Annotated in this window: 12 protein-coding genes; all 12 read right to left on the bottom strand. The window is 55.6% G+C overall.

Features of this window, described 5'->3' with window-relative positions; genetic code table 11:
* Window positions 1–49 precede the first annotated feature (49 nt).
* A complete protein-coding gene (locus DRI82_RS11305; protein WP_114193652.1) occupies window positions 50–454 on the bottom strand; it encodes a flagellar protein FlhE in 405 nt (134 codons plus the stop codon).
* Window positions 451–2,532, bottom strand: a complete 2,082-nt coding sequence (gene flhA / locus DRI82_RS11300) for a flagellar biosynthesis protein FlhA (RefSeq protein WP_114193650.1) — start codon at window positions 2,530–2,532, stop codon at window positions 451–453. Before flhA ends, DRI82_RS11305 begins: the two co-directional genes overlap by 4 nt.
* Window positions 2,525–3,676, bottom strand: a complete 1,152-nt coding sequence (gene flhB / locus DRI82_RS11295; RefSeq protein WP_114193648.1) for a flagellar biosynthesis protein FlhB — start codon at window positions 3,674–3,676, stop codon at window positions 2,525–2,527. Before flhB ends, flhA begins: the two co-directional genes overlap by 8 nt.
* A 220-nt stretch (window positions 3,677–3,896) precedes the next feature.
* Window positions 3,897–4,541, bottom strand: a complete 645-nt coding sequence (gene cheZ, locus DRI82_RS11290) for a protein phosphatase CheZ (protein WP_114193646.1) — start codon at window positions 4,539–4,541, stop codon at window positions 3,897–3,899.
* Window positions 4,542–4,551: 10 nt separating this feature from the next.
* Complete coding sequence (cheY, locus tag DRI82_RS11285) at window positions 4,552–4,941, bottom strand: chemotaxis response regulator CheY (protein WP_114193644.1); 390 nt, start codon at window positions 4,939–4,941, stop codon at window positions 4,552–4,554.
* A gap of 88 nt (window positions 4,942–5,029) precedes the next feature.
* Complete coding sequence (locus DRI82_RS11280; protein ID WP_114193642.1) at window positions 5,030–6,079, bottom strand: protein-glutamate methylesterase/protein-glutamine glutaminase; 1,050 nt, start codon at window positions 6,077–6,079, stop codon at window positions 5,030–5,032.
* On the bottom strand, window positions 6,079–6,951 hold the full coding sequence (gene cheR, locus DRI82_RS11275; protein WP_114193640.1) for a protein-glutamate O-methyltransferase CheR: 873 nt from the start codon (window positions 6,949–6,951) through the stop codon (window positions 6,079–6,081). Before cheR ends, DRI82_RS11280 begins: the two co-directional genes overlap by 1 nt.
* A gap of 136 nt (window positions 6,952–7,087) precedes the next feature.
* Window positions 7,088–8,764, bottom strand: coding sequence for a methyl-accepting chemotaxis protein (locus DRI82_RS11270; protein ID WP_114193638.1), 1,677 nt, complete (start codon window positions 8,762–8,764; stop codon window positions 7,088–7,090).
* A gap of 123 nt (window positions 8,765–8,887) precedes the next feature.
* Entirely contained in the window at window positions 8,888–9,385 is a 498-nt protein-coding gene (cheW, locus tag DRI82_RS11265) for a chemotaxis protein CheW (protein ID WP_114193636.1), read from the bottom strand.
* A 177-nt stretch (window positions 9,386–9,562) separates the two neighbouring features.
* A complete protein-coding gene (gene cheA / locus DRI82_RS11260; RefSeq protein WP_114193634.1) occupies window positions 9,563–11,623 on the bottom strand; it encodes a chemotaxis protein CheA in 2,061 nt (686 codons plus the stop codon).
* Window positions 11,620–12,531 carry a flagellar motor protein MotB gene (gene motB / locus DRI82_RS11255; RefSeq protein WP_114193632.1) on the bottom strand — a complete coding sequence of 304 codons (912 nt, stop codon included), beginning with the start codon at window positions 12,529–12,531 and terminating at the stop codon, window positions 11,620–11,622. Before motB ends, cheA begins: the two co-directional genes overlap by 4 nt.
* Window positions 12,528–13,415 (bottom strand): flagellar motor stator protein MotA, encoded by an 888-nt coding sequence (gene motA / locus DRI82_RS11250; RefSeq protein WP_114193630.1) that lies wholly within the window; start codon window positions 13,413–13,415, stop codon window positions 12,528–12,530. Before motA ends, motB begins: the two co-directional genes overlap by 4 nt.
* Between the last annotated feature and the right edge of the window lie 37 nt (window positions 13,416–13,452).

Raw genomic sequence — 13,452 nt, 5'->3', positions numbered from 1 at the left:
TAATTCGCAACTAACAGGCCGCAGAGTATTCATCGACGGCCTGTTTGCTTTACTGATAATTGACAATAACTTGATTACTGATGACTCGCAGCGGCGGGTTTAATGCCCCTTTCCCTTCGACAGAAAAAACAAACCGCAGATCGCTGTTGGCCGCCTCGCCAGCTAACCCGCGACTCTGCCCGCTCTCACCCTCGATCGCCATGCAACGCGCAACAGCACAGAGTTTCACCTGCAACCCTGCGGGCGTCGGGCCCAGGATTCTATAGCGCCAGCCAACGGTAGCGATCAATTCCTGGCCGATGGCGGCACCTGCCGGTGCACGCAAGGGGTTGGATGAAGCCACCCTGCCGCGCAAAGTCAGGATTACGCCAGTGTCGTCAGCAGCCCAACTGCCAGACGCCGCATAACCGGCCGTCGGGATCAGTAACGCCAGACCAATTAGCAGAATTTTCATGACGCACTTCCGATCGTTGAGGTCATACGGATTTGCCGGTTATCGCTCAGTTCAAGATTCGACAGCACCGCCAGATTCGGCAGCGAGCGGCGCAGGAAACGAGAGAGCAGCGCGCGCAGTGCGTGATTGACCAGTAACACCGGCGGCGCCCCGAGCATTTCCTGACGCTGAACGGCCTGCTGCGACTGTTCAAGCAGGCGCTCCGCCAGACCCGGCTCCAATCCACCGCCCCCCTGCAACGCTTGCAGCAACAGGCGTTCGAGCGGCGTATCCAGCCCGATAACCTGAATCTCACCCTGTCCGGGGAACCACTGTTGGGTGATCGCCCTGCCCAGCGCCACGCGCACCACCGACGTCAGTTCATGTGGATCGCTCTGGTTTGGCGCATGCTCGGCCAGTGTTTCAATGATGGTGCGCATATCGCGAATAGACACCCGCTCGACCAGCAGGTTCTGCAACACTTTGTGCAGCGTGGTCAGTGTCACCACGCTCGGGATGAAATCTTCCGTCAGTTTCGGCATATCCTGCGCCACGCGATCCAGCAACTGCTGGGTTTCCTGCCGACCAAAGAGTTCGTTGGCGTATTGACCAATCAAATGGTTCAGATGTGTAGCCACCACGGTACTGGCCTCCACGACGGTGAAACCCTGGATTTGCGCCTGCTCGCGCAGCGCCGGTTCAATCCAGATCGCAGAAAGTCCGAAGGCCGGATCCTGGGTTTTTTCACCCGGTAAATCGCCCGCCGCATTGCCCGGATTGATCGCCAGCCATCGGCCGGGATGCGCCTCACCGCTGCCGATCTCCACGCCTTTCATAAAAATGCGATAACTGGCGGGCGCCAGTTCCAGATTGTCGCGGATGTGCACTACGGGTGGCAGATAGCCCATCTCCTGGGCGAATTTTTTACGGATGCTGCGGATTCGCCCAAGCAGTTCGCCGTCCTGCTGGAAATCCACCATCGGGATCAGCCGATAGCCGACTTCCATTCCCAGCGGATCTTCGAGCTGTACGTCAGACCAGGTTGCTTCTACCGCCTGCTGGGTCTCTTTTTGCAGCGGAGGCTCGACGTTCATCACCGGTTTTATTTCACGGCCACGCGTCCACCACGCCAGCGCCAATAATGCCACGGTAAACAGCAGGAAAACCAGATTCGGCATTCCCGGCACCAGCCCCAACAATCCCAGAACACCGGCGCTGAGCACCATCACCCGTGGGTTGTTGAACAGTTGACTGACCATCTGCTGGCCGACATCCTGATCGGTACTGACGCGGGTAACGATGACACCCGCCGCGGTCGAAATGACCAGCGCGGGGATCTGCGCAACCAGTCCGTCACCGATCGTCAGCAAGGTATAGGTTTCCGCCGCGTGACCCAGTTCCATACCGTGCTGCACAATCCCTACCAGCAATCCGCCGACCACGTTGAGCACCATAATCATCAGACCCGCAACGGCGTCACCGCGCACGAATTTACTCGCACCGTCCATCGAGCCGTAGAAATCCGCTTCCTGCGTCACGTCCGATCGGCGTTTCTTCGCTTCTTCCTCACCGATCAGACCGGCATTGAGATCGGCGTCGATCGCCATCTGTTTACCCGGCATACCGTCAAGTACGAAGCGCGCGCCGACTTCCGCGATACGCCCCGCACCTTTGGTGATCACCATGAAGTTAATCACCACCAGAATAATAAACACCACAATACCAATGGCGAAGTTACCGCCGACCAGAAAGTGGCCGAAGGCTTCCACCACCCGCCCAGCCGCCGCCGAACCGGTGTGGCCTTCGAGCAGGATAATGCGGGTGGAAGCAACATTGAGCGACAGACGCAATAACGTGGAAAACAGCAGAATGGTCGGGAAAGCCGCAAAGTCCAGCGTGCGTTGGGTGAACATCGCCACCAGCAACACCATGATCGACAAGGCAATATTGAAAGTAAACAACAGATCGAGGATGAACGGCGGCAGGGGCAGCACCATCATCGACAGGATCATCAGGATCAGGATAGGGCCGGCCAGCACCTGCCACTGTGTATCTTTAAAATTACCCGGTAAACGCAGCAGCGCGACCAAATTAGCCATGACGATTACTTTCTCCAGCAAAATCCAGTGCGTCCGGCACTGGTAAATGTTCAGGTTTTTTCGGGATGAGGCCGCCACTTTGACGCCAGCGCTTCAATTGGTAGACCCAGGCCAGGACTTCCGCGACCGCGGCATAGAGCGTCGCCGGGATCTGCTGGCCGATCTCACTATGGCGGTATAACGCGCGGGCCAGCGGTGGGGCTTCCAGCATGGGGATCCGATGTTCATTCCCCAACTCGCGAATCTTCAGGGCAATCTCGCCCGCGCCTTTTGCCAACACTTTTGGCGCACTCATTTTCTGGTCGTTGTACTGCAACGCGACGGCGTAGTGCGTCGGGTTGGTGACGATGACATCCGCTTTCGGTACATCCGCCATCATGCGGCGTCGCGACATGGCGCGCTGCTGCTGGCGAATGCGGTTTTTCACATGCGGGTCACCGTCCTGCTCCTTGAACTCATCGCGGATCTCTTGCTTGGTCATGCGCAGCTTTTTAATGTTGCTCCAGATCTGCCAGAACACATCGAAAGAGACCATAGGCAGCATCCCGAGCAGTACCAGAAAACCGCAGCCCACAATCAGGCTCATTGCGTCACCCAACGCCGCAACCGGCGGTGCAGCCATCAGACGCAACATGTCCGGCCAATAACTCAGCAGAAAATAACCGGTCACCCACCCCACAAGAATCGCTTTGAGAATGGCTTTCAGCAGCTCTGCCAACGTTTGCGACGAGAACATTTTCTTGATGCCGGAGAACGGATTCATCCGGTTGATATCCGGTTTGAGGGATTCGCCGCTGAACATGATCCCGCCCAGCAGCAGCGGTGCGGCCAGTGCGACCAGCACCAGTCCGGAAATAATCGGCAACAGCGCCCAGACCGCATCTTTCAGCAACATACCCAGTTGGCGGAGCATTTGTCGGTCATCGCTGATCACCCCGTGGTCGAAATGCAATCCCTGGGTAATCATCGCCGCAAGCTGGCGCGCCATGGACTCCCCTGACGTCCACAGCAACGCCATTCCTGCGGCCAGCATCAGGATCGAGGTCAGCTCACGGGAACGGGGGATCTGTCCCTTTTCGCGGGCTTTCTCCATTTTGTGGGGTGTGGGGGCCTCACTTTTTTCCAGATCGCTTTCTTCAGCCACTCAGGTTACCCAGTTCTCATTGCGTACCGGCAAAAATGTTCTGACCAATAAAGACAGGACGGGCGCATTGAGGTCAATTTTGCTGGCTAGCATGACAAAAAAGGTGGCTAACGATGGCGGGAACAGCGGGTGTAAATAGGGGTTATTTAACGAATGACCGGTCTGCGATGTGCGTCCCCAGACCGGTGTAGAACGATAAAACGTGACGTTGTAACGTCATTCAAAAACCCAGACTGTCAAGTAAATCATCGACCTGTGCCTGGCTGGCAACCACCCCAACGCCATTCTGGTCGAGTTGCGGGCCATTGAGCAGGCTGTCGTTTTCGCGTTTTGGTTTGCTCGGCTGATCCGGGATATTTTCCATGAGTACCATCAGCAACTGTTTTTCAATTTCCTGCACCACATCCATCATGCGCTTGATGACCTGACCGGTCAGATCCTGAAAATCCTGCGCCATCATGATTTCCAACAGTTGCGCGTTGGTGAATGACGTATGCTCCGGCACTTCTGCCAAATAGTTGCGCGTATCGGTGACCAACACCCGCGCCTCCGGCAACTCAAGCGGATTTTCGAACCACTCATCCCAACGCCCTTTCAGCGCCCTGGCCTCCGATTCGAGCTGGTTCTGGCGCGGTTGTGCCGCTTCGACGCAATTAAGCGCACGTTCAGCCGCCTGGGCAGTCATTGTTACCACATAATCCAGACGATCGCGCGCGTCGGGAATGGCCTCTGCTGCCTGCGCAATGGCCTGATCCAGCCCCAGTTCGCGCATACTGTCGCGCAGCATACGGGTCAACTGCCCGATGCGGGAAATAATCTCGCTTGCCGATGCCGCATCGTGCTCTGGCATTTGATGTATCGCCATTCCCGCCTCCTTACATGCCCAGTTTTTCGAAAATCTTATTCAGTTTTTCTTCGAGGGTCGCCGCAGTAAAGGGTTTGACCACATATCCACTGGCCCCTGCTTGTGCTGCCGCAATGATGTTCTCTTTTTTGGCTTCCGCCGTGACCATCAATACCGGCAGCGCTGACAGTGCGGCATCGCCACGGATGGCTTGCAACAGTTGCAGTCCATCGATGTTCGGCATGTTCCAGTCGGACACCACAAAATCAAACCCGCCCGCGCGCAGCTTGTTCAGTGCTTCAGCCCCGTCTTCCGCTTCTTCAACGTTGTTGAAGCCCAACTCTTTCAACAAATTCCTGACGATTCGACGCATCGTAGAAAAGTCGTCAACCACCAGAAATCTGAGATTCTTATCCGCCATATTTGCTCCTAAGGTTTTATGCTCATCAAAAGCCACTAATGTGTCGCCGAGGATCTCTATTGCGCATCAATCGCATCCGGTCAGATCCCTAAATACGTAATGCCTGCCCAGCGGAGATCTGCGCCAGCATGCGCTGACTCATCTGGCTGAGATCCACCACTTCGCTGACCCCGCCGCTGGCAATCGCCTCGCGTGGCATACCAAACACCACGCAACTGGCCTCGTTTTGCGCCAGCGTATAAGCGCCCGCGCGGTGCATTTCCAGCATCCCCGCCGCGCCATCGTTACCCATTCCGGTGAGGATCACCCCCACCGCATTGCGTCCGGCGTAGTGCGCCACCGAACGGAACAGTACATCCACCGAGGGACGATGCCGGTTTACCGCCGCGCCATCGTGGATCCTGACCAGATAGTTGGCACCGCTGCGCGCCAGTTCCATATGCCGATCGCCCGGTGCAATGTACGCATGGCCGGGCAATACCCGTTCGCCATCCTCGGCCTCTTTCACAGTGATTTGGCACAGTTTGTTCAGCCGATCGGCAAAGGAGCGGGTGAACCCTGGCGGCATATGCTGGGTGATCATCAGCGCCGGGCTGGTGGGTGGCAGCGGTTGCAGCACATGGCGAATGGCCTCGGTGCCGCCGGTTGACGATCCGATGACTATCAACTTTTCACTGCTGAGCAGCGGCGTGTTGCTGAGCAATTTAGGATCGGTCGCCTGATTGCGCTGCGTGAGGCGCGCTTTCGAGGCGGTACGGATCTTCTCGGCAATCATCTCGCTGTATGCCAACATCCCTTCGCGGATCCCCAACTGCGGTTTGGTAACGAAATCGATCGCCCCCAGTTCGAGTGCACGCAGGGTGATCTCCGATCCTTTGCCCGTCAGCGATGACACCATAACTACCGGCATCGGACGCAGACGCATCAGTTTTTCCAGAAAGTCCAGCCCGTCCATGCGCGGCATTTCGACATCCAGCGTCAACACATCCGGATTGAATTTCTTGATTAAATCACGGGCGACCAGAGGATCGGGTGCCGTCGCCACCATCTCCATATCGGGATGGCTGTTGATGATTTCGGTCATCAACTGGCGCATAAGCGCGGAATCATCAACGCTCAATACTCTGATTTTATTCATTACCTCTCCCTGGCCAGGCCATACACGGTTTGACCGCGCAAGTAGAATTCCCGGCTGATTTGGCTGAAGTTTTCAGAATGGCCGGCAAACATCAGCCCACCCGGTTTGAGTAACGGAACAAAGCGCCGCAAAATGCGCTCCTGCGTCTCTTTGTCGAAATAGATCATGACGTTGCGGCAAAATATGGCATCAAACTGCCCGGGCAATGGCCATTCGGGTGCCAGCAGGTTGAGCGACTGGAAGTTCACCATCGCCGCCAGTTCCGGCCTGACCCGCACCAGTCCGTCATGCGGACCCGTACCGCGCAGGAAGAAGCGCTGGAACTGCTGCGGACTCAACGTCCTGAGCTCATCCTGGCGGTAAACGCCCGCCGTTGCCTTTTCCAACACCTGGGTGTCGATATCACTGGCCCATACCTGACAACCACTGGCGCGATTGCCCAACACTTCGCTGAGCGTGATGGCAATCGAATAGGGTTCTTCACCCGTCGATGCCGCCGTGCTCCAGACGCTATAGCCGTTGGGACGCGAGCGGGCATGTTCCGCCAGAATCGGGAAATGGTGCGCCTCACGGAAAAAGGCCGTCAGGTTGGTCGTCAGTGCATTGATAAATGCCTGCCATTCTGCACTGTTGGGATCGTTCTCCAGCAGCGCGAGGTACTGACCAAAATCGCTAACGCCGAGCAGACGCAACCGCCTGACCAGACGGTTGTAGACCATCTCTCTTTTATGATCGGCCAGCACGATGCCGGCACGCTGGTAGATGAGTTGGCTAATGCGCCGGAAATGCACGTCAGATAACGGCAGACGTTGCACCATCTGCGCCATGATCGACAACGTATCCGAGGTATTGCCCGGTGGTTGTTTCGTCATATACCCGCCTTTACACCCAAGGAAAACGCTGTGATGTTGCCCAATCTCTGTGTTCCTTTACTGCTGACGCGGGTGAGTCATTCAATTTTCTCCAACCGCCCGGCAAATACGCCGGGCGGTTGCGGTGCTGGTCGATTTAGAAGGTTTCCCAATTTGCGTTTGATTGCGCAGTGACGGGTTTTTTCGACCCTTGCGGTGCCGGGGTAAGCACTGTTTTGCCCATACCTGATGGTTGTGCCGGGGTCGTGTGTGTTTCTGCGTTCAGGCGGAATACGGCCACCGACTGCGTTAACAGGCTGGCCTGTTCTTCCAGTGCGGCGGCGGCTGAGGCGGACTCTTCCACCAGCGCGGCGTTCTGTTGCGTCACCCGATCCATCTCGGTCACAGCCAGTCCCACCTGCTCGATACCACGGCTCTGTTCGTCGGACGCCGACGCGATTTCCCCCATGATGTCGGTGACACGGGTCACCGCATTGACGATATCGGTCATGGTGTCGCCTGCACTTTCAACCAGCACGGAACCGGTATCGACGCGGCTGACTGAGTCTTCAATCAACCCTTTGATCTCTTTTGCGGCCTGCGCGCTGCGTTGCGCCAGATTGCGAACTTCACCGGCAACAACAGCAAAACCACGCCCTTGTTCACCGGCGCGCGCCGCTTCGACTGCCGCATTCAGCGCGAGAATGTTTGTCTGGAAGGCGATGCCGTCGATCACGCCGGTAATGTCGGCAATCTTCTGCGAACTGCCCGCAATCTCATGCATGGTTTGCACCACGTTCGCGACAACTTTGCCGCCCTTCTGCGCCGTTTCGGAGGCGCTCAATGCCAGTTGGCTGGCCTGACGGGCATTTTCGGCATTCTGTTTCACCGTCGCGGTCAGTTGTTCCATGCTGGCAGCCGTCTCTTCCAGGGAAGATGCCTGCTGCTCGGTACGCGAGGAGAGATCGTTATTGCCCGCAGAAATCTCGCTGACACCGCTGTAGATCGCATCCGCGCCGTGGCGTACACCGCTGACGGTAGCGATCAGTTCGGTTTGCATGTGATGCAAACTGGCCGCGAGTTGCCCCATTTCATTGCGGCTTTCGACGACGATCGGATGCGTCAGGTCACCGCTGGCAATATATTTGATGTGGTCGATCAGCACCTTCAATGGCCGGATCAGGATGTGCTGGATACCCATCCACGCACAAATAATCACCAGCACCACCAGCGCAAAGACGGTTCCCAACACCCAAATCGCGTTGGTGAAGGATTTCTGGCTGCCGTTGACGGCATTATTGTAGAGTTGATCGTTATGGGCGATATAGCTGACGAAAGCCTTTTCAAAACCTTCCTGAAAACCCTGCGTCGGTTGATCGAAAAAGTCGTTGATACGACCAATGCCGATCAATTCGATCAGTTCGGACAGTGCGCCATGCAGGATTTCATAATTCTTTTTCACCTCGTCGGCTGCACGGGGATCCTGGCTCGGGTCGAGGGGGATTTTCTGATAGTTGGCATAGTGCTGGGCAGCTATCTTTAAATCTTTCTGCGCGATATCCACCAGATCCTTCACCGTCGCCCCGTTGCCCATCTGGTTTGCATCCAGCATAAAACGGATACCGGCGCGGTTCAGGGTGTTACGGGTTTGCAGTAAATATATCCAACTGGCATTCAATTCTGCCTGCTGCTGACGAATCAGCTGTGAGGTTGTGAAATTTTCTTTATCTTCCTTCAATGCACCAAAAAACAGACCGCCGGAGGCTAATTGCAGAGCGCCGAACAACACCAGCATAATGGCAATACTGGTGACGACTTTCATTCGCTTAAACATGCTATCCCTTGTTAAATGATCTGACTGACACTGTTATCGGCATGGCGGGGGGGAACTTTATGGCAAATAAGCGGAAAGAGTGGGAAAGAGGCTGGGACGCGGCTGACCGCGTCCCGGAGGGGATCAGGCGGTCGCGACGGTCTCGATCAATTCCATCTCTTCACTGCTCAGCAGTTTTTCGATGTCAACCAGAATCAGCATCCTTTCGCCCAGCGAACCGAGACCCGTGAGGTACTCGGTTTTCATCGTGACGGCAAATTGCGGTGCCGGGCGAATCTGATCGGCGCTCAACGACAGCACGTCTGAAACGCCGTCAACGACAATGCCCACCACGCGCTGTTCAAAATTCAGTACGATCACCACGGTGTTTTCGTTGTACACCACGTTTTGCTGGGCGAATTTAACCCGCAGATCGATGATCGGGACGATCACGCCACGCAGATTGGTCACGCCTTTGATGAATGCCGGGGTATTGGCGATACGCGTGACCTGATCGTAACCGCGAATTTCCTGCACTTTGAGAATATCGATACCGTATTCTTCATCGCCCAACGTAAAAATCAGGAACTCCTGCCCTACAGTTTCACCCGCCAGCTTTGCCACGGTTGCAAGTCCTGCCATGTTGTTACCCTTAATTAATCAAAAATGTGTGTACCCTTCAGGAGACCGCAGTCAACGCATCTGTAGTTCGAAGTTCGACGGGATACCTACCCTAAATAATTCGAGTTACAGGAAGGCGACAAGGCCGAAAATCCCCAGGAGCATAGATTACTATGTGACTGGGGTTTGAGGCCGCAGTCAACGCATCTGTAGCTTGAAGTATGACGGGTATGCCAGCTTTTTTCGGTTCAAAGCCTGCAACGCCGAAACATCAACGATCAGCGCGACACTACCGTCGCCGAGAATAGTGGCGGCAGAAATACCCGGTACCTTGCGATAGTTGCTTTCCAGATTCTTGACTACCACCTGATGCTGGCCGATCAGTTGATCCACCAATAGCGCATAGCGGCGTCCGGCACTTTGCAGAATGACAACAATGCCCTGCGTGGCCTCGGTTTTTGCCCCCTCGACATCGAACACGCGGTACAGTTCAACCAGTGGTAAATATTCCCCACGCACTTGCAGCACCCGTTCCCCACCGGCCAGTGGATGCAAATCTTCCGCCAGCGGTTGCAGCGATTCCATCACGGCATTCAGCGGCAGAATAAAGACCTCTTCGTTCACTTTCACCGACATGCCGTCCAGAATTGCCAGCGTCAGCGGTAACATTATGCGGATCGACGTGCCTTTTTGCGGCTGGGAATGCACTTCTACATGGCCCCCCATCTCCTGGATATTCCGCTTGACCACATCCATACCCACGCCACGGCCAGAAACGTCAGTCACCTGCTCGGCGGTTGAGAATCCAGGGGCAAAAATCAGCATGCCCACGTCTTCGTCTGACATGTTCTCGCTGACCGGCAAGCCCTGTGACGCGGCTTTGGCAAGAATCTTCTCGCGGTTAAGACCGGCACCGTCGTCAATCACTTCGATACAGATATTGCCGCCCTGATGTTCGGCGGACAGCGTCAGGTTGCCGACCGGACTTTTACCGTTGGCGACGCGGGTCTCAGGATCTTCGATGCCGTGATCCAGACTGTTGCGTACCAGATGCGTCAGCGGATCGATAATCCGTTCAATCAGGCTCTTATCCAGTTCGGTCGAACTGCCAATCTGCGTCAGTTCCACCTGTTTGTTCAATTTACTGGCCAGATCGCGTACCAAACGAGGGAAACGGCTGAAAACATACTCCATCGGCATCATGCGGATGGACATCACCGACTCCTGCAAATCGCGGGCATTGCGCTCAAGCTGGCTCATGCTATTGAGCAGGTCGCCATGCGCAACCGGATCGAGTGAATCAGAACGCTGGGCCAGCATCGATTGGGTGATCACCAGTTCCCCGACCAGATTGATCAGTTGATCGACCTTTTCAACTGCCACGCGGATACTGCTCGATTCGGCGGCCTTGGGTGCACGCGCGGTACGTGGGGCATCAGCGATTGACGCAGGCGATGGCGCAACAGGGGCAGCGGCGCCAGCAGGAATCGCGTCGGCAACGTGACCTATTTTCTCCGTCACATTAGCCGCTACACAAGCCAGTTTCGCCGCATCGGTGTCATTGGCCGCCGTACTCGCGCGGTCAAAACTGATCTGATCCGGTTCCAGGACAAAACACAATACGGCGCAGATATCGTCTTCACTGACCGAGGTTTTCAGCGTGGCTTCCAGGCTCGTGTCCGTTTGTTCTGATTCAAGAACCTCACCGAGGTTGGCGAGCTCTTCCAGCATCAGCGGGATTTCCTGCGCTTTCAGGTCAGACAGGCAGATTCGCAACGCCCCGTTGTCTTTGCCAACGGCCGGTGTGGCAGCGGAAACGTCGGACTCACTGTCGTTGGCTGACGTGGCCGAGTGAAGCTCGCCCTCCTGCGCTTCCAGGGCCAGTTGCCTCAACGCGGCGCAGATGTATTCAAAACTGGCTGCGTCCGGATCCTGCGTGGATTTATAGGCGTCCAACTGCTCCTGCATAATATCTTTCGTTTCCAAAAACAGGTTGATGATCTCAGTGCTGAGGCGCATTTCGCTGCGCCGCGCACCATCCAACAGGTTTTCCAACAAGTGGGTGGTTTCCTGTAACACCGAAAATCCGAAGGTCGCAGCCCCGCCCTTGATTGAATGCGCTGCGCGAAAAATGGCGTTGAGCTGTTCAATATCCGGTGCGATGGGATCGAGCAACAGCAAATGCTGTTCCATGTCCGCCAGCAGTTCGTCGGCTTCATCGAAAAACGTTTGATAAAAAGCACTTATATCCATGCTCACGGTATCACCTCTGCTGTGAGTCGCGGCTTAAATGAGGTAAGGCCGCCAGCCTGATTAATCTCGACCGCCTCACTTTCCGAATTTTCGTGTTCGATGCTCTGCTGGGCCTGCTTGTTGAGCACCAGAATGCTGATCCGCCGGTTGATGGCGTCGCCAGCCTGATGGTGTTTCAGTTGCATCGTGGAGGATAATCCCATCACCCGCAGCACTTTGCCTTCAGTCAATCCGCCCGCCGTCAATTCGCGGCGTGAGGCGTTGGCACGATCGGCGGAGAGCTCCCAGTTGCTGTAATAACGTTCACCGGTGGCATAAGGCATGTCATCGGTATGCCCCGCCAAACTGATCTTGTTGGGAAAGTCGTCCAGAACCGGTGCCATGGCGCGTAAAATATCGCCCATGTAGGGTTCCACTTCGGCACTGCCAGTGCGGAACATCGGGCGGTTCTGGCTATCAATGATCTGGATTCGCAACCCTTCGTCGGTAAGATTAATCAGCAGATGCGGGCGCAGTGCACGTAACCGTGGATCGGATTCAATCAGTTGATCGAGATCTTCATGCAGCTTTTGCAGTCTGGCGTTTTCGGCAATCTTTTCACTGCGCTCAATGATTTTGCGGATTTCGCCCTCTTTCTGCGTGACATCATCGCCACCACCGGGAATCGGGCTTTCGCTGTCGCTGCTGCGGTGGCCTCCGGTCAGCGCAACCTTCAGCGGGGTGCGGAAATACTCGGCAATTCTGGTCAGCTCTTGCGGGCTGGCGATCGAAATCAGCCACATCACCAGAAAAAATGCCATCATCGCCGTCATAAAGTCAGCATAAGCAATTTTCCACGAGCCCCCGTGATGGCCAGCACCGTGCTTCGCCTTGCGTTTTCTGACAATAACAATCGGATGGCCCTGGTGCTTCATGCCTCTTCTTCCACCCTCTGCTGGGCTGGCGCTTTCGCCTGACGTACGTGCTCTTCCAGTTCAATAAAGGAGGGTCGCTCACTGGTGTAAAGCGTCTTACGGCCAAACTCGACGGCGATTTGCGGCGCATAGCCATTCAGGCTTGAGAGCAGCGTGACTTTGATACACTGCATCATCTTGATGTTCTCGGCGCTTTTCTGCCGCAGCAACGTTGCCAACGGTGAGATGAAACCATATGCCAACAGAATGCCAAGGAAGGTGCCGACCATGGCATGGGCGATTAACGCGCCCAGTTCGGCAGCGGGACGATCGGCAGAAGCCAGCGCATGCACCACGCCCATCACCGCCGCAACAATACCGAATGCTGGCAGAGAGTCACCCACCATGGCCAGACTGCCCGCAGGCACTTCATTCTCCTGCTCGCAGGTCTCGATTTCTTCATCCATCAGGGCTTCGATCTCGAAAGCATTCATATTCCCGCTCACCATCAGTCGCAAATAATCCGTAATAAACTCAACAAGATCGTTATCGGCAAGAATGCGGGGATAGTTAGAGAAAATTTCACTTTCTTTGGGATTATCAATGTCACGCTCCAACGACAGCATGCCCTGCTGACGGGATTTTGCCAGCAAGCGGAAAAGCAGGGCCATCAGATCCATGTACAGGGATTTGTTGTATTTGGAGCGGCGCATCATTTTTGGCAGCGCGCGCATAGTGGCTTTGATGGATTTACCGTTGTTGCCGACGATAAATGCCCCAATGCCCGCGCCCGCGATGATCAGGAATTCCGCAGGTTGATAAAGCGCACCAAGATGACCGCCGACCATCATGTAACCACCCAATACCGCGCCCAAGACCACGATGTAACCAATAATAACTAGCACAATAATTCCCTTATAGAATGTGGTTGTGAGGCGGGGT

It is taken from the genome of Edaphovirga cremea, from assembly GCF_003332275.1.
GTDB classification, from domain to species: Bacteria; Pseudomonadota; Gammaproteobacteria; order Enterobacterales; family Enterobacteriaceae; genus Edaphovirga; species Edaphovirga cremea.
This window is presented reverse-complemented; position numbering and strand designations above follow the sequence as displayed.